Here is a 24,009-nt window from a genome sequence, read left to right as displayed (position 1 = left end):
CTTAGTTATGAATAACACGTCTAGCCCCAATCAGATGGTCTTGCCAATAACGACTGCTTAAGTCGCCATAACCGATTGGGTCGCCTGCATGATAAAAGCGATTTCCCTCTAAATATATCGCCACATGAGTCACATATGTGCCTGCATTATAGGTTGAATGAAAGAAGATAAGGTCGCCTGCTTGGGCTTCTTCCATAGAGATTTCTTGCGTAGCGTCATACTGATCTTGGGCGACACGAGGGAGAGAAATGCCAGCTTTGTCATACACCCATTGTATTAAGCCACTACAATCAAAAGAGGTGGTAGGCGACGCCCCTCCAAAGACATAGGGAAACCCTTCGTATTTCAAGGCTTCGTCCATAATGACTTGCACGGTTTCATCATCAAATTCTGTTGGGGAAGTGTCGGTTAGGTATTGTGAAACCAACTGAACATAAAACTGATTTCCATAGTTATATCGCCAACCACCATTCACAGGTATGGCTATGGGATTGGGATAGTCTGCTTTTTGACCACCCGACTTCTCTTTAGAAAACTGTTCGGCTAATTCATAGGTATATTTTTTCCCATGACTCCTCACATAATTTAAAAAGCCACCGCCATAATTATAAGATTGGATAACAGAATCTATATCCACTCCTTGTTGTTCTGCACTGGTTAATAATTCACTGAAATATTTAACCCCTTGTTTGATGGACTCTTCGGTACTCAAACTGTTGGGCGGTAAACCCAAAGATTCGGAACTTTGCATAACATCTTCTGCTGTACCGCCCGATTCCACTTGCATAATGGCTAAGATATAAGAAACATAGTCTTCAATCCCATATTCCTTACCATATTTTTCAATCAACGGACGGTGTGCCAACACTTCTGGTGAAACGGTCACACCGCCTTGTGGAATAGAAGAATCCTTGTTGTTTTCGCCACTGTCCGTATCATCTGCAAAGAAAATGACTAGGAATAATAAGAGAAAAAAGAAGAGAGAGAAGACCACACTACAAATCACTGTTATTTTTAGCTTCATGTTTGTTGTCCTCGCTTATCCGTTCTTTTATTTAGCTTCCTCTGATTGAATTGCTTCGGTGGTGTCTTTTGTTTTTGCTCTTTTTTCAATGGTCGCTGATGATTTTCACGTTTAGTGTTTTGTGACAAAACAGGCGTGACGGTTTGCTGACGCTTGCGAACATGCTGCTGGTTATTCTGAACAGGAAATGATGGGTTTTCTTTTCGTCTTTTTTCTTTTGCTTTATCCAGCTCCAAACGCTTTTGAGCAATGTTCTTTCGTTTTTGCTCCTGCTGGTTCATACGCTGTTGTTTGCGTTGAGCTTTGGTATCTGCCATAGATTGTTTAAAGTCTGTTACATTATGAGTGACATTCTCTTTTCCTTGATGAAGGGCATATTTGACATGGGTTGGTGTCGCCTGTATCTGTTGTTTTGCCTGCTTTCTTTTATTGACTAGACGATTTTTCGTGTCCAATACATGGGCTGTCTTTTCACCTAATCGTTGCCCGATACCGCCTTGTTGCTTTTTCACATTGGAAAGTGCTGTTTCTTTCTTTGGTGTAGTCCGTTCATTTTGACGAGTATGGTTAGCTTTATTGGTTTGATTCTGCTTTGTTGTCATTGTCTTTTGCTTCGTTGACCCTGCTTTTCCACGAAAAATCTTACTCATACTGCGTTGAAATCTTCTGGTTTGTCGATTCATCATTTGACGAGGTCTGCGAAACACTTGTCTGCCCATGTTTTGAGAGTCGTTGCTTTGTAAAGAGAATAGGCTCATTAAATCGCCCAGTTTAAAATAAATCCCTGCAAAGGTCACAATTTGTAAAAACATAATCATGAAAAAGGGAGAACTTGCTGACAGCGAATAAAGCATAGTGGAAATACTAAAGGCAACGGTAATAATCAAGGTAATACCAGCCCTTGTCATAATCACATTAAATAACTTGGTAATGGCATGCCTGCCCATGCCATCAAAACTCGGCAACATACTTAATAGGAAACTGATTGGCAAAAACATAGCGAAAATAATAAATAGCACTTGCGAAAAAATCATGATTCCTGTTAGAAGGAAAACAAAAATCGAGATACCAATATTGAATACAAACAAAAAGAAGACTGTTCCTAATCTGGAAATCGTCTTCGGTAGGGTTAAATAGGTATTGTCATGATCTTCAATTTCTTCAATCACTACATTTTCTCTATCTTCACCATCGTTTGTATCTGGACTGGTAGACAATAAACTTTCCACACGTTCTTCCCCTAACGCTTCTACATCAGTGGAGCCATATTGAAGCAATAGCCATGGTTGCTTTACTTGAACAGAGAATAAGCTGTCACGTATCATGTCCACACTGTCTTTCCCTTGACTATCCGTGTTAGGAAGAACAATTTTTGTCCCAATATTCAGACTGGCGGTACTGACATCTTTGGAAAAATCATTGATTTTCGCAATATAATCGGGTGCATACGCAATAAAGGAAGCCGATAGAATAAACACCACGACAAAGTTTAAAACAGCTCGTATCACTTTCGTCGTTTCTCGCTTAACCAATCCTGTATAGGCAACATAGATTCCAACAATGAGAATAAAAAGAAGGAGGAAACCGACATAAAACCCTGAACTGGAAAAGCCATTCGGTGTAATGCCTGCAATCGTCTGCATGTTTTCGCCAATTGCTTGGGATGTTTGACTAATGAAATCTAAGGCATAGGCTTCTTTCACCAAATAACCTGTGGCGTTCGATAGATAAAGAGAAATTGTCCAAATAAAATTAGTAATGGCATACAATCCATACATCACCGATTGTCCTATGCCATCACTCCAATTCCATGGAAGCCAGCCCCAGCTATTGTCCACATAATAATCAAGCTGATATTGATTCAAACCATACTTGGAGTATTCATTGCTTGTATCAATGGTTTCATCAACTAAGCCTGTCGCTTGTACTGCATTGCCCAGCGTGCCTAATAAAAGTAAAATAACGCCCACACAAAGGAGCGTTATCCAACTATAGTGAAGAAATTTCTTTTGTTTTTGTGTCATTCTTCCACCTCATTTCGCACAGGCGGTCTGGTATCAAAGGCATGAAGCAACTCTTCAAAAATCGGGTGAAACTGCATAACCCCTACACGACCATAGATGTCTGAAACTAAACATTGTCCATTTTCTAATTCACGTAAGCGTTTCTGATTGTTTTCATCTTCCTTGTCCACACCAAAAAATTCTAAGGTCTTTTTGATTTCCACTAGGTCAGTGGAACGAAAGGCAAATTTCAAGCCAATATTATTCTTCATCTTTTCATCTAGTAAATCGTCCGCGTTTTGAGTAACGAAATAGACCCCTGCATTCATGGCACGTCCTGCTCGAACCAATCGCATAGATAGAGCTTTTCCTTGTGCCACTTGTAAAAAACTCCAAGCCTCATCAAGGTCAACAATTTTAAAAATGGAACGGTCAGAGTGGATAAAGTCTAAAGCAAAGGTACTAATGACAATCAGCATTGCCACACTTAATAATTCCATGGTAGTGTATTCTTCAAAAGAGCTATTGGAATCGGGTAAGACCAAATCTGCCACTTGAATAATATTGAGTTGTTTTTCCAAGCTAATGGATTGGGTGACGCTGCCATCACTGAATAACAGATGGGCAAAATCATAATCGACAAAGCTTTCGATATGGTCAGCAATACTATTGCTGATGGGCGTATCTTCTTTTCGCAATTCATCAATCACCAATAACAACCCTCGTTGTTTGCTTTGAGTTACACTCCGAATAGCTTTACGCAGGACAGGAAACTTCTCGCTATCTCGGCTGGAAATACCTGTTAAGAACGTGAGAATATCAATGGCAAGGCTTTCTGAATCTTTCGGGAGTTTTAAAATCACATAAGGGTCAAGTAACCCTTTATTGTCGTTCTCACTCGTGAGATTAACAATATTGATTTCATGGGCAATATCAGGTAAGGTTTCTTTCCATTCACCACGTTCAGCTTTTGGGTCAACAATGGTTGCCTGTCCGCCAAAGAGTACTGAATAATAGACCAGCATATTGTTAGAGAATGATTTTCCGCCACCTAATGAACCAATAAAAGCGGACGCTAATGCATTTGTTACAGAGCCTTTAATTCCTTGACTTGCAAGGCTAGGTTGGAGATAAATATTTCTGCCTGTATCGAGATTGTAACCGACGTAAATACCAGAATTTTCACCAATCATTTGTGTAGCACCGAAACCAAGACCAGCCAAAAAATCCGACGTGACATATTGAATATAGTCATTGATATATCGCTTGCTTGAGGGAATAAATTCATTATGCAAGCCTAGCATATCGCCAAAAGGTCGTACTAATTTGATAGACAGATCATCATAAAAATCTTTTACTTCATCACAACGTTGTTTCAGCTCGTCCAAATTCTTTGCCGATACCCGTACCACATAGCTTAGTTTGTACATAGATTCTTTGGTTTGGTCTAAATTACTTTCTAATTCATCGACAGATTCTAAAGCGTCCACCACATTAGTACTGGTTTCGTTGTCGCTTTCCCATGCGTGGCTATCTAAATCTTTCAGTTCTTTCTTTTTATTGCGAACGGTAGATAAGGCTTTTTTATTGGCGACAATTTCAACATTCATACTGGTATCAACGGGGAAAGTAAACTGCTGTTGCTGGTAATAAAAAATTTCACTATTAGGGAAATCCAATTCACCAACAATACTATTAATTGTAAAATACGCCACATAAGTAGTGGTATCTTCCTGTTCAATCCGTAAATAGCGTTGATTTTCTTCGATTAAACAGCGAGTGGGTTTGAGAATATCGTATTTCTTTACCAACACTTTTTTATCTTCGTATCGTTTCGGTAAATGGTAGTCGTAGTCATCAAAAGGGACACCTGTTTGCCCGTAAAGATGTTCAATAATATAACCAAAATCATCTTTCTCCAATTTACGAATCTGAAAGCGTCTGGATAATTTACTTTCTAACAACTGTTCCATCTTAGAAAAGCGTTCGATTTCCGCCATAGGCATAGAAACAAAATCGCCCATTAATTTGTGATTCACACCATGAAAGAATTCCGCAAATGCTTTTTGAATTTCTTTCCCAACATTTTTTACGGATACTTCCTGTTCATTGAGGTAGAGTTTAAAACCAATAAAAAAGCGATAGTCTACTTGATTGTCACCAATCATAGAAATTAACGCTTCGGTCTGTTCATCTATTTTTTCGTAAGCTATCTCTTTTAATCGTCCAGTGATTTCTTTTTTCGATTGTTCCTGTGTGGCTCGAATACTTGATTCGGTTGCTAGTTGCAGAGCATGAATCTTGCCATCACGATTTTGGGCAATCAATTGACAGAAATTATCATGAACTTGAATTTTTTCATCGGAACTTAAAAAACTGTAATTATAGGGAATTAATTCATAATAAGCGAATACTTCGCCATCATGATTAAATACGAGATTATCTTCCATATATTTAATCGGATATGCCATCTAGTTGTTCACTCCTTACAATCGTAATCGATTCATTCATTGTTTCTTTTTTTAATCGTATTTGTTTGCCAGCGTAGGTTACTTTAGGGCGTAGAGCATAGGTAATGATAGACTTTAGAAATCCATAGGGTTTCTTTCCGTCAAAGGTCTTTTGGCACATGAACCCAGTGAGAACAATGGGAATCCCTAAGTATTTGAGTAGTGCTCCGTCAATCAGAGAAAGTGGTGGTAAACTGCCAAAGAGTATGACGACAAACAAAGAAACGATAAACCATGTCATTTGCGTAAAGGTAATTGGGAAAGGGAGTTGTAAATCATTAATCGCATAAATCACTTTTTCTACTGACCAAATACTGGTGTAACTTCTTGTTTTTTTCATGTCTTCACGTCCTTTCCGTAAAAATAGAAAAAGAACAATCAAAATAGGTGATTGCTCTTTCAATGCTTTAACTATTCAATTTTATTTTTTGTCCATTTTGCAATAATACCTTCATCAGTTTCTTCATCATCTGGATTCATTGAATATCTGAAACTTAAATTGGTATCTGACCCTAATCGTTCATATAAGCTGGGTCTATACAATCTCGTTTTATTGTCATTAAAAGGACTTCGTTTTCCCAGCTCACCATTTCCCTTTAAAGGATTTCTTCTAACTGAAAAACAATATTTTTTTCTGGGATCTTCTGAATCACTTTGACTTAATGAGAAACACATGGCTTCTTTTTGGTCTTCATTTTTCTTCTCACTAACTTCTGTCGGAATAAATCGAGCAAGAGTTTGGCTAAATTGAAATAAAACATCTCCCAAGTTACTACTGTATTCGATACCAAAATATTCTCTTATTGTTTTCGTGTCTGTATATAATTTTACCGAATTAGCATAGACAGCTAGCATATCTGAAAAATCGTTTTCCTTTAAAAATTCTAGTTTTAACAGAGCATATTCTGGAACTTTTTCCTCTTTTTCAAATAGCTTAACAAGTACAATATAATTTTGCTGTTTGTAACGAAAGTAAAAGGAATCTATCACCCAGCCTTTATCTTTCATGTCTAGTTTTAATAGTTTAAGATTTTCAAATACATTTACCATAATTTATACCTCTCCGTGCTATTTATTAATTTAATTATAACACGGATTGTTAAACTTACTGACAATATTCAAATACCCCATGAGAGGTAACTAGGTAATTACCCTCTATTTCCATATCACGTCCCAAAGATTGGTAGTCAATATAATTTTGTAAATTGGAAGGGACTTCACCAAGCTGTCCTGTTTCTTCCACGTAATAACGGGCGACATCTTCCATCGAATCACAATCACTATAACAATGAATATCCTCTTTGTTTTCCAGTAATTCTTCCAAGCTACTAAACCACATGCCTTGAATTTCTTTGAGTTCATTATAAATAGGTGTACCTTCGATTTCTTGAATGGCTTCACATAGACGGTTGATTTCACTAATCGGCGTGTATTCGTCCACATCAAAAGGAAGCTCAAAATCATGTATTGCATATTCTTCGTAGTCCTCATTTAAACCGATTCTTTCTGCCATTTCTTCCTCATCAATTGGTGGAGTAAACCATGCTCCGACTAATTCACCTTCATTATACCGTCCTAAATTTGCCACATAGACTTTCATTTCCAATTCTTATCACATCCTTTTTATAAAAATAGTCATAAAAAAAGTAGCAATCAGTTAATGACGCTACTTATCAAGGTATCCGCTAATATAATCTGTAACTGTACTTGAAATACCTATTATTAGTTTTGCTTCTCTCTTTCCAATAATATTTGTATTAGGGTGTGCAAGTGAATGCCTATTTCTTGCTTCATTAAGAGAGCTAATCATTCCATTTGATGACCTTATCGTTGTCTTCACTATATCAGCAAGTTCAGTAGGTTGAATTTCTTTTTCAATTAATTGTTGTATCCTACTATATAATTTAGATAGATTTTCGTCTCTAGGAACTGTAATTTCATATTTTTTTAGTATTTCAATTAAATATCCATGAAAAGCAGTGTGAACTCTGTCAAAGGCACGTTGATATTCACCATTACTCATAAAAGACTCAGCGTCTTCAATAGCTTGTGAAACCACATCACTAATTTTCAACTGACTAAAGTTAATTACTTCGTAATTCTCTGGAAGTGGTACTAAAATAGTATCCACTAATACATTATCACCTTGTTTATCATATATGGAGCTTGCTGTCTGGGTAATCAAATCTTTATGACTTTCAAAAAAGTCTAAATCATCAAAAGGAACTCTTATTTTAAGATATGTGCAAAGCGTATTCCAGCCCTTTTTATATCCTTTATAATAAGTAAAATCGTCAGTCTCATCTAAAGTTACCTCTGATATTTTCATTTTAGAAACAATCTCGTTACCTCCTTCATAATAATTTGAAGAGCTCTTTCTTTCTAATGTTTTAATTAAAAGAGATTTAAATTGATCATTTGTAAACATATTCATAAATCCTTTCATAACAAAATATATACTTCCTATTTTATCATGAAAAATATCTGTTAAGCACCAATGATTCGGTTAAATAAGTTTAATAACACATCTTTCACGCCAGCTGCATTGAACACAAGTCCGACGGCGATTAGAGCAATAATCAAGAAGCCAATGAGTTTTGAAAATTCTCGTTTAAAACCTAAAAACAGTCCAATGACAACAATCGCTAACAATACCAATGACTGTGCATTATCCAAGAACCAGTTGTACAAATTCTGCCCAAAATTCATGTGATTGTCCTCCTTTCCTTAAGATATTTTTCTCGATAATAGATATAGCTTTTTACACGCCTTAATAATTGAAAAGGGGTTAAATGCTCTCCATAGACGGTTACTCGATTGGTATAATTATTATAAAATCTCACCTTGTAAAAATCATAGGTATAGATGGTATCACCAGCTTGCCGTTTTCCCTCAATAATGAGAGACGTATATTTCCCTGTATTTTGTATATACGCTTGAAACTCAATGCCACACTGAAACCCTAACTTCTTTAATTCTTTTGTTAAAAGGCTCATGTAATCAAATCCTCCATGGCTAGATGTTGTTGTTCAATTAATTTCTCATGTTTTTCTGTCAGTTTGGCTTCCTGAATCATGGTGGAGATAATGGTTGTACCGTTGAGAACATCTAAAATGCTTGCGATTTTTAATGTAGGGGCGACTTGATGATGTAACCAGTTCAATGTTCGTTCAAAAGAATAAGGCTCTGGCTGTGTGGTTAGGCGTAATGCTCCACGATTTTTACCGATAAACCATTCCCAATGTTCATTAGTTTTCCAATCACTCCGACGTTTAGTGTCGTCTTTATCTGCAAAGCGGATATAGCGATTGATAATTTCAAAGGCTGTTTTTTCCGCCTGTTGATGTGCCAATAAATCTTTCATGGCTTGGGTGGCTCGGTCATTTTTTAACCGAATTTCAAACCGATTCTTTACTTCTGCGTCTTCTAAGGGAACATCATTTTTCACGTATTGCTCATAATCTTTCTCATATATACAGAAATAGACTTCACTTTTTAATTAGCCAATATAAAGTGTGTTTCCCATGTATGGTTTTTCATCACGGTGAACCAATTCACCACTGCGATAATTTTTAAAGCTTCGAAAGACGGAAATGCATTCTTCCTGTTTACATTTCTTTGCCAAATCTGGAATATTCAAAATCCCTGTTTTATCGTTGATAGCTAAATCCAAGCGTTTGAAAATACCTTTATGTTCCATGCAATCTTGAAAGAAATCATACCAGCTCCGATGTTGAGCCAATAGAAAGTTTTCAAATTGCCGACAGCCTTTTCCTTTCAGTTCTAATAAAACACCTTTACTTACATCATGAGAGACTAGGACAACAATATCACCGAAACGATAGTGTTCGGGATAAGAATAATAGCCAAAGTCTTCGTGTAGCATATAATCCATATTCAAACGTAAAACCTCACCGATAATTTGAGCCACATCATTGGTAGGGAATCGAATCCGTACATAGTCGAATAACATCTCCAATGGGTTATCGGGATTGAAGCGTTCCAAAGCGTTCAGTAAATCTTCTTTCACCTGTTGAGTAGGGACTGCCTTGCCTGTTTCAATATCCGATAGGTAAGGTCTGGTAATATGAGAAGCAACCGCCAGTTTATTTTGAGAAACGCCATAAGCCAGTCGCTTTTCTTTCAATTCCTTAATCCAAATTTTTTCGTTTTCCATTCGCAAACCTCCAATCTAAAAAAGATGTAAACTATGACCCTTGAGTTTACACCTTTCATATTTTCCGCAATCCTTTGTACCATCAACATTGGTTGATGAGAATTGCCTGTTTTCAGTTGTATTTGTGCCCCCCTGTTAGATAGAGGGGGCTAAAGGATTGGCGTGGCTAACGCCACACCAATCAAAGCAAGTCTGAACCTGTACCTTTCACTTCGTGCGGTACAGGCTCAGATTGCTTTTTTTGAATGACTTTTCCTATTTCTCCTAAGAAATCGTACCTTTTTGGTACAAGGGGTGTATAAAACTCACTAATCACACTTTTTCCTGTATCCACGTAACCTCTTCCCTTGATGGGTTTTAAGAAAAATTGTTTTTGTGTATCGCTTCCGAACATCATACCAAAGCCCATTTCAGACATACGACCCAAAGCCACACGGAAGTTAAAGTTGTCCCGAATCCCATCACTAAAATATTTTGCGTCTGGACGTTGACAGGCAAGAATTAAAAAGAAGCCTGCTTGTCGTCCTAACATTACAATTTGTTTGAGTTTATGAATAACGGTGGTACTTTCACGACCTAGCATATCCATCATTGCCACATATTCATCAAAAATAAGAAAATTGGCAGACAAACCAAGATAAGCATAATTTTCTCCTGTTTTATAGTTAGGGTGTTGTTTCATGGTTTCACTGCGATCAATCATATCTTCGTAAAATTGATTGATACATGCCAACATATCTTCTTTACGGTAATAGACATTATTCATGACCGCCCCTAAGTCTGCCAAATCAGCATTTTTAGGGTCAAGAATATAAAGCTTTGCATTTGTATGCAGGAGAGATTCAATCAATGTGAGAATAAAATAGGATTTTCCACTACCAGTGCCCCCAGCAATTAACATGTGAGGGAGAGAATCGAACTCCCAATAGACCGATTCCATCAATTTGACACGTCCATCTTGAGCTACCACGTCTTCAATGCCAATTCGATTGCCAATAGTATCATAAAGTAGGACATACTCTACATAAGAATCTTTCAACGTTTTTTCCACTAATTCACAATACAATCCTGTTTCTAGTTTGTTTTCTAGGTGCAAAAGCTGATCTTGATATTTCCCTAAGGTGATTTCTACATGAATATGGATTAGTCCATCTTTCATTCGATAATATATTTTAGGAAAATGGCGGATTCGTTGTTTGGTTTTCTTGCTGGGTAAATCTTTAAAGAATCCCTCTGATTGAGTTTCTTCGGCTTCATACCAATGATTTTCTAAAATCATACGAGCTAACTTTTGACGGTGCTCTAACTGTTTTATAGAATCTATACGATAGTGATAATAAAGCCAGCTGATAAGTCCGCATACAAAAAGAGCAGTGAGAATACTGCTCCAAAAGTATGGCGTATGAAGTTGATAGAAAAATGTATCTAACTGAACTGCTTGCCAGTTCACCGATTGTAACGCTCTCCAATGAAAAGGGAGTAGGACGACTAGAAAAACTACCAGCAATGAAATTAGTACAAAATGATAGACCAAGTGCTTATCGTTGGCTTTGATTCGCTCTCCTCTATCATGAAGCAATGGCATAAAAATCCTCCTTTCCACCTATCAAAATAATTGTGTATTGTAGATACGAGCCTGTTTATCAAAAGTTGGTTGAGAAATGGCTTCATATTTCTGATAAGCGATTCGCTTTTCAAAGCGTAAATCTTTTTCTTTCGGATAATAATGACGTCGATAGAGAGTGTGTCCTAACAGTTTTTTCGCTTCTTTTCTCAACGGATAGAGATAGCGAAACATGCGTCCATTGATTTTCTCAATCCCTTTGTATTCGCAAAATGCCTGGGAAAGCCAATGCTTTTTCTCTACCTGTTCAAAGCGAGCATTTTCCTCTAATAAAAGGCGAGCACTTCGAGGGTGTATCTTTTCCCATGACTGCTTATCACGATAGACACTTGTCTTGAAATACCCGCAATAAAAGAAGTTGGACGCTTGATAGACATAGCCACATTTTCCCTCAATTCCATCTGCCAGTGTATATAAAAAATGACAGTCCGTATGTTCTTTCAACCACTTAATTAGAGCTGAAAGAGCTTGACTGCCAAAATAATTGGTTTGATTCATTTCTGGAAGAAAACACATCTTTCCAATTTCTAAATAATCTGTGGTTTGAAGGGAACTGTCGGGAAAGAGTTTGCGTATGGTTTGTAGGGGTTGCGTACCCCAGCCTAATTCCACAACGCCTAATAATTTTTCTTCTGAAAAAATCCCTAGAAAGTATTTACACAATCTAGGGAGTATCTTTGAATAATGGTATTGCCGAATAAAAGAAATGGCTTCATCTTTCGGAATTTCTTTCAAAATCAATGGTGTGTTTGTCATAAGCAACACCTATTTTTCACTTTCGGACGCTTCTTTTTTATATTTCTGATGAGGTTTTGTCTGTCCTTTTAATACAAGATCGTCTGCTTTCACGTACCAATCAACGTCTGCCCCTCGAAAAGTAGCCGTCGCTACGGTATCTGCCACAGGATTGATTAATTCCACTTCTGCGTTGTAGTCAAATTCTTTCAAAGGAACAGAAGCGGGGATACTGACTTGTATCATGCGTCCTTGTCCTTTTGATTTTAAGTCATAGGTACGTTCTTTAATTTCTTCGGAAACCGTACCATCTTCATTCTGGATACGAACCTCACGACGCAAGGCGGAAAATTTCAATGTGCCAAATGTCTGGTCTTTTTCAATCACAATACCTTCTGCTAATCTCATATTTTTTCACCTTTCCTTTCTTATGCTTTCACCATATCGTCTGCGTGCATAATGTAATTGGTAAATCCTCAATTGCCAATTTTATAACCTTCTGCGGTAATATGTGGGTTGATGAGTTTGACTTTTTCGTCGGATTCAAAATGTTTCTCGCCAGCTTCGGAGGGAAGAATGACAACAATATCATCTGCTCGTTGAATCGTTGAGTATAAATTGTAACTACGAGAGAGAATGGTTGGTCTGCCATTTATTCGACGTTGTTCAATGTTCCCTTCACCAGCATATTCTAATTGTCCAAATGTTTTTTCCATATTAGGAATGACATATTTAAGTTCCATATTTTTACCTATCCTTTCTGTTTTTATGTTTGAATGAATCTTATTTGTGTGATGGTTTTAAAGGGGGGAGAGCGACCTTTTGATTCTTGATTTTTTATTTTCATAAGTTCACTTCCTTTCAAAATTGGGTAAAAAAATAGACGCTCCGTACTGAGCGTCCGATTCCTACTATATTTAAAACAACGACTACCTAGGTATTTTAAATATTATAATCAAATTCTATTTTATCTAATAATTGAGTGGGATAAAGCAAGTCTCCTTTACTCGTAAAATAACCCACCTCTGAGAAAAGAAATAAATTATTTTTTGCTCTTGAACAAATTACGTATAGTAGTTTTCTCGCTGAACTAATTCCTTTATCAGAAACATTAAAAATTTCATTCCAATGAGGAATTTTCCCGTTTAGAAGATTAATAGCGATAACAGTATCATACTCATTTCCTTTAACTTTATGTGCTGTAGTAAGTGTGATACCATCTCGAGATTTAAACATCTTCTTAAAACTAGATACACTACTAGATAATGAATTATTTTTTATCCGATCTTCTACTTCGTTAATAAAAAATAGATAGTGCTTAAAAATAGACGGGTAATTTTTCTCGTCAATATTAAGATTAACAAATATATGTTTGGTAACAAATTTGTATAAATCAACACCGTTGTCGTCTCCACTATACATTCTTTTCACACTGTTTATTAGCTGTAATAAATCTAAGTCAATAAAATAATCTTTAACTTCTATTCCAAATTCATTTTTTAATATAATTAAAATATCGTTTGCAATTAGCTTTCTTCTTCGAACCTTTTCACCTGATTCAGTAAAGTACAAAATTGCTAACTTGAAAAATAAACTATGATTATTTACCTTAATTGGTGATATATTTATAGCATCAAAATTGCAATACGGTAATTCTTTCTTTAAATACTCACCCAGTGAAAACAGAGGATAGTGTTGAGGAGCAAGTACACAAATATCTTTTTCATGAATACCGCTTTCAATCTTTTCCTTTATTATATTTTTTATTATGTTGGGTAAATCCTCCTTAGTAACTTTGCAATCATAACTTATAAAACCACGGTCGTTTTTATTATTCCCTCTGCTTTCAATCTCGTAAGGACAACTCTGAAAATTAGAGTAGAAGTCTACTAATCTCTGATTAGACCTGTAACAGCCATGTAGCGTCTTTGATTGAAAAGTGTGACTAGTTAGCATTTCTAGTTCTTCAACTGATTTAGCTATACCATCTAATGATCCATAAATTGCTTGGTCAATATCTCCAACAAACATTGACTGAATTTGAGGGTTGTTTTGAAGTAATTTAGCTATTACATTGTATTGTAATTCTCTAGTATCTTGAAATTCATCCACATAAATCGCCCTTATATTACTAGCAATATTACGTGCAACGTTACTGTTTACAGTTAAAATTTTATACGCTACTAGTAAAATCATATCAAAATCAATTTCTTTATTTTTTTGCAACATAGTGTGATACATTTCAGAAACTTGAGTATACTGAACTTCATTAATTTTAAAATCATGAGAAAGTGACAAATCAATTTTGTTCAGTTCATACGTTTTGAGATTTAAATTCAGCATATTATTAATTTGGCTGACGTAAGCTCTTTGAGTATAATCATCAATAATTGTAAATCCTTTTGATACTCTTGAGAGATTCATTTTAAAAGGATAAATAATAAATTCAAGACAAAACTGATGTATTGTCCCCACCCAAATATTAATATCATCATCTATACTAAGTAAACTTAGGCGTTCCTTAATTTCTTCAGCAGCTCTATTAGTGTATGTGATAGCAATTATTCTTTTTAGTGATCCATCGTGTTTAATTGCTTGGTAAGCAATTTTCCTTGTAAGTACCCTTGTTTTCCCACTCCCAGGACATGCATTTACATAAAGGTTATCTTCACTTTCCACAACATCTTTTTGTTCTAAATTTAAATCATTTACGATTTTTTCGAAGATATTTGTCATTTTGAAACCTCAGCATAAAGTATTTTTGTGTAATTTTCTATCTGATTGATTAGATACACAACATCCTCATCTTTACCAAAGTACTCTAATAAAGAAATTATTGCTATATTCAAATCAGCTGTATCACTTGTTTTTAAACTAGCTGATAAAGCTGACAATTCTGTAGTTTCCTCGTACAAGTCGATTGTATGGAGTAGAATTTTTTTATAAATTGAGAGATCTACTATTTCCTGACATGCAAAAGCAATAGCATTAAGAATATACTTAGGAATTTTGATTAAAAAGTCAATTTTTTCACCTAACTCAATTGCAAACCACCCCTTACCAACATGATTGGCTAGTTTTAACATCGCTAAATTTCTTTCTAAATATTGTTCACTTTGTATTTCTTCTTTATAAGCAGTTATTGTTTTTTTATCTTTGAATGCGTCATCTATAATTGGACTGACATAAGTTAGAATATTTTCTTTATTCACATCTAAAAACTCAATTTCAAATGTTGTATTAGCATAAAAACAATTAACCCAATTGTTTTCATTAAAAAGGGAGGATAATTTTTCTTTTCTTGCTTGACCTTTCTCTTGTGCAGTGCTTTTATACAATCGATGTTCTGATGGGATTGCCTGTTCATCTAAATCAGTTACAATAGCACACTTTCTCTGTATTCTATCATCGTCAAACAAGCTAGCGATATATTCAAACGAAGTACTACCAACATTAATCAAACCTATTCCAAGTTCGTCTAAGTTTATACCAAATAATTTTTTTACTATTTGAGGAATAAGTATTTCTTCAGCATCTCCTTCAACTAAGATAACACCTTTAGAAAAAAGCAATCCATTTCTTTTAACATCTAAATATCTCTCTACTGCGTTTATTAGATTTAGATTGTTCTTTTTTAACTTTTCTTTAGCAAATGAGTTCAGATTATTTGCTGGATTCATAACGATAGATTTGCCATTAAACGATTTTAATACATTCATCCGAGATATTTCAGACACTTCAGCTAAATGTACAGAATGTGTGGTCATGAGAATCTGAGTATAGTTTTTTTGAAGATTTAATCCTTCGAACAGAGTTTTTTGAATATGATGATGAATATGAGCTTCTGGTTCTTCAATCAACATAATATTAAGTAGTTCTCTTGAACGACACGCTTCAAATTCGACTATTTTCAAAGCTAAATAAATCATATTTAGATGTCCTAACCCTAGTAAGTCTAAGTCGATATTTTGTTCTGGCTTCATTGAAAGAAATTTTGCTAAAGAACCCATATCATCTGACATAGTTGAGGAAAGAAGAAGATTAGGAGAATACACTGAACCAATTATGCTATTTAGTTGCCGATTAATATTTTCGCCAATTTTCCTAATTTCAGGAACACTGGTAATAGTCTCATTTAATTGCTGTATAATTGTTTTTAATGACTCAACATTATCTGATGATATTTTTGATTCAATTGTTTCCATGATTCTTTTGACTGGGTTTCGATTGTTTTTCATTTCTCTAAGAACATCTCGAAGAGCGTCAACATAAACAACCGAAATATGCTTGAAAATATCTGACATGTCAATTCTTGAGCCCAACAGAGCTTCATCGTCTTCTTCAGGATTACTAGCTATATTGTCATTGAGTCTTCCTACCAATTTATCATAATTTTCATTGATACAGAAATTTAGATTTGATTTAGATGTGTAGTAAAATTCATAGTCGGATAGACGAATAGAATTTCTAAATTCGTTAAATTGATGAGAGTCTAATTCAGTGGAAATATCAAATAATTGCTTTCTAATAGCTTTGTTAGGTCTAATAAATAGAGAAATACTACCTACACCTTTATCTGCATTTGAAATCAATTCTTCTAAGATTGTTTGACTTTCAGAATTTAAAGAAATGGAAGCACAAATCTCATTGTCAAATTCTTCTTCGCTGATTCCTTCAAATGTCGCAGAGATAATAATCCAATGCCCTTGCCACCCATTTTGAATTCCATGAAAAAAATCTGATTCTTTCAGTGTTTTACTACTATAGTAATAACTATCATCTAATAAGATTCTCAATGCAGTAAGAGCATTGGTTTTCCCTGAATCATTCTCACCTATAATAGTATTTGTCTCATTATCGAATCGAAAGATTTCGGATTCATAATTTCTAAAATTTCGAATTTGAAGAGTAGATATAAACATAAGCAGATCTCCTAACTATTTAATTAATATGATTATATAGTAAGTTTATCATAAATTATGTTAGTAAAAGTTCTCATTATAAGGGAGCGTCAATAATTTTGTGTAAATGATTCTTCCCTACTGCAGATTGTTTCTAATTCTCAATCAGTTGGCTTAGCATTTGTTCAAGTTCGCCTTCGGCCTGTTGAAAGCCTTTATGACTGCGACCTAGGAATTTTTGGTTGTAAGTATCAAAAGACGAGACTAAGAAACGTTCCATCGACTCTTCGTTTTGGAACTGTTCCTTGCGGTGGCTGTATTTCTTGATTTGCTTATTAAAGGATTCAATCAAGTTCGTAGAATAAATACTCTTGCGTATGGCCAAGGGGAAATCATAGAAAGTGAGCAAGTGATCGTTCGAAAGAATCGATTCAACCACTTTTGGATAGCTGGTTTTCCATTTTTCCGCAAAAGCACCACGTGCTTCCAACGCCACCTCTTTAGATGAGGCTTGATACACCATTTTAAAATCATCACAGACTTCCTTACGATCATCGACACGCACTTTGTGACTGATATTACGGGAAACGTGTACACAACAATGTTGAAAACGAGCTTTGGGATAGAACCGACTAATCGCTCCTACCATCCCCTTTAAGCCATCCGTGATGAACAGGAGGACATTTTTCAAACCGCGCTCTTGAAGGTCCAATAAAATTTCCTCCCAAATCGTGATGGATTCAGTCGGTGCAATCGCATAGCTCAATACTTCCTTTGATCCGTCCGGGCGAATGCCAACTGCGATATGAATAGCTTCCTTGGCGACGGTTTTCCGCTTTAACGGAATATACGTTGCGTCCATATAAATAGCAGCATAACGGTCATGAAGCTCCCGCCCATTAAACGCCGTTACCTCTTCTGTAAATGATTTTGTTATATTGGACATGGTTTGGGGCGTGTAGTAATGCCCATACATTTTCTCAATCAAGTCTGCGATTTCCGACATGGTAATACCTTTTCGGAAGAGGTGAATGACGGTCTCCTCTAACGTGTCATTCGTCCGTCTATAAGCAGGAACAGTCTGTTGCTTGAACTCACCATTGCGGTCGCGCGGAATCTGGAGATGAAGTTCCCCATACTCGGTCTTGACCGTACGGTCATAGGAGCCGTTACGAGAATTACCCGTGTTAAAACCAATGCGATCATACTTTTCGTAATCTAGGAAAGCCGTTAACTCCGTTTTGAGAAGCGTATTGACTGCTTTCTCCAAATGGACACGGAATAATTCATTCAAATCGCCTTTGTTCGCTAGAGTCTTTAGAATTTCTGTAGTAAAATCGTTAATAGGGAAGTCCTCTCTTCTGTGAATGTGTTGTGGTAACTCTATTCTACAGAAGGGACTTCCTTTTTTCTATTTACACAAAATATTTTACACTCTCCATTATAACAATTGGGTTAAAAAGAAAATAGATAGTATTCTACCTCATATTTATTTGAAAGTAATATATAAAAGACGTTCAAATTCGAACGCCTCTCGTTAACCAAATATTGGATTCAGAATCTAGTTTTCATATATAAACAGAGTATGATTAGGTGCAAAAATTGCACTTTTATTGCACTTTTATTTTTATTTATAGTGTTTTACTGTTCTGTATATTGTTTTAACTCCCTTGATAGTATCGCATTCTGTTTTATACACTTTACGTTGAAAACAGAGTGGGAGTGATAGAGCCTGGGGATAGGCTCTATCAGCAATCAATTCCAACGCGCCTAGTAAAAAAGTAGCGTCAAGAATTCGTGAGAGGCTTGATTTACCTGCAAAAATAGCGATTCTACAGCAGTTTAGCAGGAATAAACTAGTCTAAAAAGGGTGAATCTTTGTTTGATTTCCCTTTAATCCCCTCTAAAAAAGAATTAACTAGAAATTTTTCTAGTTAATTCTTTTTTTGTTTCTATCGAAAACTTCATTTCCTGGTACTCAGATATCCTAAATTAATCTTATTCTAAAGTGATTTCAGTCGTTAATATTGCATGATCAGGAAAGGGAGGTTCATTAATAATAAAAAATCCTTCTGGAACCCTATAACCTTCAAGGTAGAATAAATCATTATTTTTTCCAAAACTCCAATCAAGTTGATTATAGTGCGAGTGTCCATCAATAAATACCCCTTTAGTAATCAGCCAATCTAATTGTTTCCCTTTCCAACTTGTTCCTGGAGGTGAATATGGAGAAAATTGTTGATAATCTAGATATCCTTCATCTCTCATCATATAAACAATATCCTGCCAATTTAACTTTTCCTTTTCACACCAATCAGTTTCTGCTGGGCCGTAGTTCAAATCGCCTATAATAATTTGACGTTTGGTTTGTTTGTTTTCTTTTAATAGCCAGTTGATTTGAGATTTTCTATCATTCAATTCCTTTTTATCATGTTTTGATCCAACTTTTACTCTTACACCAATAATCGTCAGCTCTTTCCCGGTTTTGATGGTGCTTTTTATTTTTAGCCAATTGGGTTGTTTGTCTTTGAAACTTTCCTCCCAAGTTATTTCTTCTGGAGATGGTTCATTGAATATACTTTTCTTCAATCCCATATAAATTCCATTACCAGTTTTAATATTTCCATTCACACAAGTATATTCGAACCGTTATAAGAATAAGTATAATATCTCTCAGAAAAAGCTCTGTCTAATCTAGACCTATTGTTTTCTCCTTTAAATTCAACTAATACAATAACATCTGGATTTTTTCGAGAAATTTCTGTGATAACATACTCAGGGAAACTACTATTTTCACAAGAGCGTTGATTAATATTCCATTCAAGTATTTTTATGTTTGTCATAACTTTTTCACCATTTTCTTAATCTATTGTCAATATAAATTAAGAACTAGAAATAAATAGTTAGAGATATTACCTATTCAATGGGACATTCACCGAAAACCTCATTTCCTGATACTCATATAACCTAATGCGAGGGTTCTCCTTCATGGTTTTCACTTTAAAAATAAAATAATGGTCACGACCGTCAGTAGCCTTACTTTTGTGCAAACGAAAATAATTTTTCTGTTTCATCGCCATTGTCAGTAATATATCATCAATAAGAAATGTGAGGGGATCTACCCCTTTATAGTATTTATTAAAGTCCTTCTCGAACTGAAGATAGGAATCAGAGAAATAATCGAACTGAATCAAGTCTTCATATATAGTTTTCCTATTCATCTAGTACCTCCACTAAACTCATTTCAATGATTTCAGAAATTTGAAGCAGCACATATTGTTCAACTGTTTTAATCGTAATTTCCTTTGAACTTAATTCGGTTATGCGTCCTTGAAAAGCTTGTCTTTTGCCTTTACGAAGGATGACAAACATTCCTTGAGATTGTGAAGTATATAATTGAGTCACGTAAGTGAGGATTTCACTCTTTGATAGCTGTGATGATACTTCTATTTTATATTTATCTTCGATCAAGGAACTGGTATGCTCAGATAAAAAGAATCCCATCCATTTTTGCATGCCTCGATCTTGATACTCTCTTGCTGATTGGTAAGGCAAATAACTTCTATCGATCATTTTAATCCATCTAAACCGCCAGCAGAATGTCCTCCAACCAATTTACTTCTCGCAATACTGCGTGATGCACTTGTCAAGGAATTGGCTTTTTGCAGCGTGGTAAAACCAAATTGACTGCGTATTGCATCAATGGCGGTCTGTAGTCTCTCTTTCTTCAATATTTCTTCAGGATCATCAAAGAGACTGAGCATAGTTATGTTTTCATCAACAAATGATGAGTAGAATACAGAGATACTTCGAACGGCACCACCATTGTATTTTTTTCGAAAGAGAGAGATGACATATTTTTGTAGTTCCTCTGTCTGATTCGTAGGCTCTATTTTCATTTGTCCTCTGAATGAGGTCGACTCCTCAAAGCGCGAATAACCGATACTAATAGAAACTGTCGTCGTCTTTTTTCGAATGGCACGTAGACGAATGGCAACTTGCTCCGCCATCTCACTCAGAACTAGCTCAATCTCCTGTTGTTTAACATAATCTCTTGGAAGAACCTGAGAATTACCAAGTCCTTTCGATTTTGGTTTATAGGGTACATGAACATTGCTTTCATCAACTCCATTTGCGTGATACCACAATTGAACACCGTATACACCAAATTCTTTCTTTAATAAATCTGGACTGTAAGTCGCCAATTCTTTAATGGTATAGATCCCAAGTTTTTCAAGTCTTTTTTCAATTGCAGCACCGATTCCCCAAAAGTCCGTTAATCTTGAAATCCCCCATACTTTTGTAGTTACATCATTATAGGACCAGTTAGCTCTCATGTTATGTGTTTTCTTAGCCTCATTATCTAATGCTAATTTTGCAAGTAAGGGATTGGCATTAGACATCCCAACGGTAGAATAAACACCTGTCTTACGATAGATATCCCTTTGAATTCTCGCACTAAGCATATCTAATTTATCTTTTCGGCTAATTGATTGATTGGGAATGAAATAGTTTAAAGAAGATGTCAAGTCAATGAACCCTTCATCAATTGAGTAGGCCATGATATCTTCGATACTCCCGTATTGCTGAAAAATATGCTGGATTTCAATATTTTTTTCAATATATAAATCCATACGAGGCGGAACAATAACTGTCGCTCGCGCCCACTCCTCAATGAATCGAATATAAGCAGGGTCTGTCGATAGACCTTGCCTTTTTGCATTATAGTAAGAAAATTTTCTTGTATGTATATCAAAAGGTAAATCGTAGGCTCTTCCTACATTTGACTTGCCAAATACTTCTTTGAACAGGGGTGATGAAGCAAGGATCAAGCCATTCGAGTTGTCTGCCCTACTCATCACACATAGCGAAGTTTTTAAAGGATGCAAACCACGGCTGGCACATTCAACACTTGCATAGAAAGATTTCATATCAACAAAGGCAATATCACTTTTTGGTTCTCTCTTATAATCAATCATACTCATCACATCACATTATATTGTCAAATGTTGTTCTCATTATTCAAGCTTCTCAATCGGTCTGAAATGGCCAACGACTTTTCCAACGATGTTGAAATCGTCTGATTCATACGCATACATATCAGGATATTGGGGATTGATGGAGACAATCCTATACCGATTTTTTTCTTTGTACACGCGCTTGATATAGGCTTTCCCATTAAAAGATATGGCATATACTGCACCATCATAATCATATCCTGAGGAGGAGAACAGGGCGACTTCTCCATCGGAATAGGCAGGCTCCATGGACTGTCCTACAATGAATGAAGCAAAATCGTAGCTGTACTCTTTATCTGAGTAGACTGTACTAAACCGGTACTCGTCGTAGTAACTTTCACCATATCCAGCAGATAAGGGAACTTCTTCCAATACTTGAATAGGGTAAAGGGAAATGACCTTCTTAGAACTTTCTTCCATTTGATTTTTCAATAATTCTTCTACAAAATGATCAGCACTCGTCCTATTTTTTTGATTTAAGCGGAGATAGTTGGATACAATCATGTATTCAGATTCAAAATACGTATGTTCTACTCCAAATAAGCTCCCTAAACGCTCTAAATTGGACTGATTTGGCTTTGCCCTCCCCAACTCCCAACTCGCATATGAAGCTCGATTGATTTCTAATTGTTGAGCAATTTCCATCTGAGTCAAGCCTTTTTCTTTTCTCAGTTGTTTTAATCGTTCTCCCGAAAACATAAATACCCCCAATGTGTTTTATTAAACACATTATACAAAAATTTCTTTCAGTTGTCTATAAGAAAACAACCACGAACTGATTTTTTAAGTAAATAATTTTGAATTTTTTCTGGACTTAACGAACACTTGTAAGCTTATTGTCAACCACTACTTCAGCTTTCCACCACCCCATTATCAGCGATGACCAATACACTTACAAGCTCCTAAAAAAATAGTAGAATGACAATAAAATAGATAGAATCGGAGGGGCAGATGCTACAATTACAACAATTAGAACAACTCATCGCCTTTTCGGATCAGGGAACTTTGTCCAAGGCAGCAGAGGTTTTACTGATTTCTCAACCCTCGCTAACGCGCAATATGCAGAGCTTAGAAGACGATTTAGGCGTTCAACTCTTTCAGCGTAGTAAAAACAAACTTATCTTGACAGAAACAGGAAAATACACCGTTCAACAGGCCAGAAAATTGTTAAAACAGCGTCAGACATTTTTGGAAAATGTCTGACGTTTTTCGATGCAAGCAACCACCTTATTTGGCGGTATCTGTGCTCCAGGGGTCGAATGGGAAATACGCTCTAGGCTAGCTGAACAAGAGAATAATCAAGAAATTCGTTTGGATTTACAAGAAGATGAGGCATTAATCGATGGCTTAAAGGATGAGCACTATCAATTCATCGTAACGGCGGGTTTTCTATTAGATGAAGACGACATCTTATCAAATGTATTTTTTATGGAACAACTCTATCTGTCTATCCCCCCTGCACATCCTTTCGCTATGCAAGAGGAAATTACTCTTGATGACTTAGCCGATTTGACCATGTTAGTACGATCCGATTTGGGAATTTGGCAACCCCTAGTCGACAGTCTGACAAGGACAAAGTTCATTGTTCAAAAAGATTGGGACGCCTTTGAAGAATTAATTTCCGCTTCTGCTCTACCAAGTTTCTCCACAAACATCACCCACCTGGCATCTGAAAATGACAGTCAGCGGGTTCATATTCCCATTTCTGATAGGGAAGCCACTAAAACGTTCTATATTTCTGCCTTAAAGAAAAACAAAGCTATTTTTGACCAATTAACAAAAAACTAGACGCGCTGTCTAGTTTTTTAGCTATTCACCATTCCCAGATAATCCATTCCATAAAGCCCCGCATAGCGACACATAGTATAATCCCCATCTCTAACACTTCTTGTGTCGGAGCAGAGCCTTGAAAGATAAAATAAAGTTATTTTCCAACTAACTCATCTGTCACCACACCGTATTGACGATCCAAAAAATTGCGGACCAATCCATTGATGCTGTGTTTAAAATGCCAATC

The 24,009-nt window shown here is 35.9% G+C and carries 23 protein-coding genes and 3 pseudogenes; 3 read left to right on the top strand and 23 right to left on the bottom strand.

Annotated elements, in window-relative coordinates:
• Position 1 precedes the first annotated feature (1 nt).
• The 17 genes and pseudogenes from D2A30_05210 to D2A30_05130 form a co-directional block, all read right to left on the bottom strand.
• Positions 2-1,024, bottom strand: coding sequence for a peptidase P60 (locus D2A30_05210; GenBank protein ID ULL21028.1), 1,023 nt, complete (start codon positions 1,022-1,024; stop codon positions 2-4).
• Complete coding sequence (locus tag D2A30_05205) at positions 1,021-3,048, bottom strand: hypothetical protein (protein ULL21027.1); 2,028 nt, start codon at positions 3,046-3,048, stop codon at positions 1,021-1,023. Before D2A30_05205 ends, D2A30_05210 begins: the two co-directional genes overlap by 4 nt.
• Positions 3,045-5,498 carry an ATP/GTP-binding protein gene (locus D2A30_05200; GenBank protein ULL21026.1) on the bottom strand — a complete coding sequence of 818 codons (2,454 nt, stop codon included), beginning with the start codon at positions 5,496-5,498 and terminating at the stop codon, positions 3,045-3,047. The genes D2A30_05205 and D2A30_05200 overlap by 4 nt, the downstream gene beginning before the upstream one ends.
• Positions 5,482-5,877 carry a conjugal transfer protein gene (locus D2A30_05195; protein ID ULL21993.1) on the bottom strand — a complete coding sequence of 132 codons (396 nt, stop codon included), beginning with the start codon at positions 5,875-5,877 and terminating at the stop codon, positions 5,482-5,484. The genes D2A30_05200 and D2A30_05195 overlap by 17 nt, the downstream gene beginning before the upstream one ends.
• 71 nt (positions 5,878-5,948) lie before the next feature.
• A complete protein-coding gene (locus D2A30_05190; protein ULL21025.1) occupies positions 5,949-6,587 on the bottom strand; it encodes a hypothetical protein in 639 nt (212 codons plus the stop codon).
• Between the two features lie 55 nt (positions 6,588-6,642).
• Positions 6,643-7,143 (bottom strand): antirestriction protein ArdA, encoded by a 501-nt coding sequence (locus D2A30_05185; GenBank protein ID ULL21024.1) that lies wholly within the window; start codon positions 7,141-7,143, stop codon positions 6,643-6,645.
• 60 nt (positions 7,144-7,203) lie between these two features.
• A complete protein-coding gene (locus D2A30_05180; protein ID ULL21023.1) occupies positions 7,204-7,983 on the bottom strand; it encodes a hypothetical protein in 780 nt (259 codons plus the stop codon).
• Positions 7,984-8,024: 41 nt separating this feature from the next.
• Complete coding sequence (locus tag D2A30_05175; protein ID ULL21022.1) at positions 8,025-8,246, bottom strand: hypothetical protein; 222 nt, start codon at positions 8,244-8,246, stop codon at positions 8,025-8,027.
• The gene (locus D2A30_05170; protein ID ULL21021.1) at positions 8,243-8,533 is read right to left on the bottom strand and encodes a hypothetical protein; all 291 of its coding nucleotides are present in this window, start codon (positions 8,531-8,533) and stop codon (positions 8,243-8,245) included. The genes D2A30_05175 and D2A30_05170 overlap by 4 nt, the downstream gene beginning before the upstream one ends.
• Positions 8,530-9,714 (bottom strand): annotated as a pseudogene (locus D2A30_05165) (XRE family transcriptional regulator). Before D2A30_05165 ends, D2A30_05170 begins: the two are co-directional and overlap by 4 nt.
• 181 nt (positions 9,715-9,895) lie before the next feature.
• Positions 9,896-11,299, bottom strand: a complete 1,404-nt coding sequence (locus D2A30_05160) for a DUF87 domain-containing protein (GenBank protein ID ULL21020.1) — start codon at positions 11,297-11,299, stop codon at positions 9,896-9,898.
• A 21-nt stretch (positions 11,300-11,320) separates the two neighbouring features.
• Positions 11,321-12,094: a hypothetical protein gene (locus D2A30_05155; protein ID ULL21019.1), complete on the bottom strand. Its 774-nt coding sequence runs from the start codon at positions 12,092-12,094 to the stop codon at positions 11,321-11,323.
• A gap of 9 nt (positions 12,095-12,103) precedes the next feature.
• Positions 12,104-12,481 carry a DUF961 domain-containing protein gene (locus D2A30_05150; GenBank protein ID ULL21018.1) on the bottom strand — a complete coding sequence of 126 codons (378 nt, stop codon included), beginning with the start codon at positions 12,479-12,481 and terminating at the stop codon, positions 12,104-12,106.
• 68 nt (positions 12,482-12,549) lie between these two features.
• Positions 12,550-12,816, bottom strand: coding sequence for a DUF961 domain-containing protein (locus tag D2A30_05145; protein ULL21017.1), 267 nt, complete (start codon positions 12,814-12,816; stop codon positions 12,550-12,552).
• Positions 12,817-13,015: 199 nt separating this feature from the next.
• The gene (locus D2A30_05140) at positions 13,016-14,809 is read right to left on the bottom strand and encodes an ATP-dependent helicase (GenBank protein ULL21016.1); all 1,794 of its coding nucleotides are present in this window, start codon (positions 14,807-14,809) and stop codon (positions 13,016-13,018) included.
• Positions 14,806-16,995: an ATP-dependent endonuclease gene (locus tag D2A30_05135; GenBank protein ULL21015.1), complete on the bottom strand. Its 2,190-nt coding sequence runs from the start codon at positions 16,993-16,995 to the stop codon at positions 14,806-14,808. The genes D2A30_05140 and D2A30_05135 overlap by 4 nt, the downstream gene beginning before the upstream one ends.
• Positions 16,996-17,128: 133 nt before the next feature.
• Entirely contained in the window at positions 17,129-18,319 is a 1,191-nt protein-coding gene (locus tag D2A30_05130; protein ID ULL21014.1) for an IS256-like element ISLgar5 family transposase, read from the bottom strand.
• A 22-nt stretch (positions 18,320-18,341) separates the two neighbouring features.
• Between D2A30_05130 and D2A30_05125 the strand changes: the two are divergent.
• Positions 18,342-18,422, top strand: a pseudogene (locus D2A30_05125) (HNH endonuclease).
• Between the two features lie 550 nt (positions 18,423-18,972).
• Here the strand turns inward: D2A30_05125 and D2A30_05120 are convergent.
• The 5 genes from D2A30_05120 to D2A30_05100 form a co-directional block, all read right to left on the bottom strand.
• Positions 18,973-19,569, bottom strand: coding sequence for a hypothetical protein (locus D2A30_05120; protein ID ULL21013.1), 597 nt, complete (start codon positions 19,567-19,569; stop codon positions 18,973-18,975).
• Between the two features lie 317 nt (positions 19,570-19,886).
• On the bottom strand, positions 19,887-20,195 hold the full coding sequence (locus D2A30_05115; protein ID ULL21012.1) for a hypothetical protein: 309 nt from the start codon (positions 20,193-20,195) through the stop codon (positions 19,887-19,889).
• Positions 20,188-20,547 (bottom strand): 50S ribosomal protein L23, encoded by a 360-nt coding sequence (rplW, locus tag D2A30_05110; GenBank protein ID ULL21011.1) that lies wholly within the window; start codon positions 20,545-20,547, stop codon positions 20,188-20,190. Before rplW ends, D2A30_05115 begins: the two co-directional genes overlap by 8 nt.
• Positions 20,544-21,959 carry a Y-family DNA polymerase gene (locus D2A30_05105; protein ULL21010.1) on the bottom strand — a complete coding sequence of 472 codons (1,416 nt, stop codon included), beginning with the start codon at positions 21,957-21,959 and terminating at the stop codon, positions 20,544-20,546. Before D2A30_05105 ends, rplW begins: the two co-directional genes overlap by 4 nt.
• Before the next feature lie 33 nt (positions 21,960-21,992).
• Positions 21,993-22,691: a LexA family transcriptional regulator gene (locus D2A30_05100; protein ULL21009.1), complete on the bottom strand. Its 699-nt coding sequence runs from the start codon at positions 22,689-22,691 to the stop codon at positions 21,993-21,995.
• Positions 22,692-22,943: 252 nt separating this feature from the next.
• Between D2A30_05100 and D2A30_05095 the strand changes: the two genes are divergently transcribed.
• Together D2A30_05095 and D2A30_05090 are read left to right on the top strand one after the other, a co-directional pair.
• Positions 22,944-23,195 (top strand): LysR family transcriptional regulator, encoded by a 252-nt coding sequence (locus D2A30_05095; protein ID ULL21008.1) that lies wholly within the window; start codon positions 22,944-22,946, stop codon positions 23,193-23,195.
• A gap of 9 nt (positions 23,196-23,204) precedes the next feature.
• On the top strand, positions 23,205-23,780 hold the full coding sequence (locus tag D2A30_05090) for a hypothetical protein (protein ID ULL21007.1): 576 nt from the start codon (positions 23,205-23,207) through the stop codon (positions 23,778-23,780).
• A gap of 17 nt (positions 23,781-23,797) precedes the next feature.
• Here D2A30_05090 and D2A30_05085 read toward each other — a convergent pair.
• Positions 23,798-24,000 (bottom strand): annotated as a pseudogene (locus D2A30_05085) (NAD(P)H dehydrogenase).
• Between the last annotated feature and the right edge of the window lie 9 nt (positions 24,001-24,009).

This window comes from Streptococcus suis (assembly GCA_022354845.1).
Classification (GTDB): Bacteria; Bacillota; Bacilli; order Lactobacillales; family Streptococcaceae; genus Streptococcus; species Streptococcus suis_AA.
This window is presented reverse-complemented; position numbering and strand designations above follow the sequence as displayed.

Bases quoted from the DNA above. Each gene is read 5' to 3' on its own strand.
- D2A30_05210 (ULL21028.1), bottom strand. From the start codon at position 1,024: ATGAAGCTAAAAATAACAGTGATTTGTAGTGTGGTCTTCTCTCTCTTC.
- D2A30_05205 (ULL21027.1), bottom strand. From the start codon at position 3,048: ATGACACAAAAACAAAAGAAATTTCTTCACTATAGTTGGATAACGCTC.
- D2A30_05200 (ULL21026.1), bottom strand. From the start codon at position 5,498: ATGGCATATCCGATTAAATATATGGAAGATAATCTCGTATTTAATCAT.
- D2A30_05195 (ULL21993.1), bottom strand. From the start codon at position 5,877: ATGAAAAAAACAAGAAGTTACACCAGTATTTGGTCAGTAGAAAAAGTG.
- D2A30_05190 (ULL21025.1), bottom strand. From the start codon at position 6,587: ATGGTAAATGTATTTGAAAATCTTAAACTATTAAAACTAGACATGAAA.
- D2A30_05180 (ULL21023.1), bottom strand. From the start codon at position 7,983: ATGAAAGGATTTATGAATATGTTTACAAATGATCAATTTAAATCTCTT.
- D2A30_05175 (ULL21022.1), bottom strand. From the start codon at position 8,246: ATGAATTTTGGGCAGAATTTGTACAACTGGTTCTTGGATAATGCACAG.
- D2A30_05170 (ULL21021.1), bottom strand. From the start codon at position 8,533: ATGAGCCTTTTAACAAAAGAATTAAAGAAGTTAGGGTTTCAGTGTGGC.
- D2A30_05160 (ULL21020.1), bottom strand. From the start codon at position 11,299: ATGCCATTGCTTCATGATAGAGGAGAGCGAATCAAAGCCAACGATAAG.
- D2A30_05155 (ULL21019.1), bottom strand. From the start codon at position 12,094: ATGACAAACACACCATTGATTTTGAAAGAAATTCCGAAAGATGAAGCC.
- D2A30_05150 (ULL21018.1), bottom strand. From the start codon at position 12,481: ATGAGATTAGCAGAAGGTATTGTGATTGAAAAAGACCAGACATTTGGC.
- D2A30_05145 (ULL21017.1), bottom strand. From the start codon at position 12,816: ATGGAACTTAAATATGTCATTCCTAATATGGAAAAAACATTTGGACAA.
- D2A30_05140 (ULL21016.1), bottom strand. From the start codon at position 14,809: ATGACAAATATCTTCGAAAAAATCGTAAATGATTTAAATTTAGAACAA.
- D2A30_05135 (ULL21015.1), bottom strand. From the start codon at position 16,995: ATGTTTATATCTACTCTTCAAATTCGAAATTTTAGAAATTATGAATCC.
- D2A30_05120 (ULL21013.1), bottom strand. From the start codon at position 19,569: ATGGGATTGAAGAAAAGTATATTCAATGAACCATCTCCAGAAGAAATA.
- D2A30_05115 (ULL21012.1), bottom strand. From the start codon at position 20,195: ATGAATAGGAAAACTATATATGAAGACTTGATTCAGTTCGATTATTTC.
- rplW (ULL21011.1), bottom strand. From the start codon at position 20,547: ATGATCGATAGAAGTTATTTGCCTTACCAATCAGCAAGAGAGTATCAA.
- D2A30_05105 (ULL21010.1), bottom strand. From the start codon at position 21,959: ATGAGTATGATTGATTATAAGAGAGAACCAAAAAGTGATATTGCCTTT.
- D2A30_05100 (ULL21009.1), bottom strand. From the start codon at position 22,691: ATGTTTTCGGGAGAACGATTAAAACAACTGAGAAAAGAAAAAGGCTTG.
- D2A30_05095 (ULL21008.1), top strand. From the start codon at position 22,944: ATGCTACAATTACAACAATTAGAACAACTCATCGCCTTTTCGGATCAG.
- D2A30_05090 (ULL21007.1), top strand. From the start codon at position 23,205: ATGCAAGCAACCACCTTATTTGGCGGTATCTGTGCTCCAGGGGTCGAA.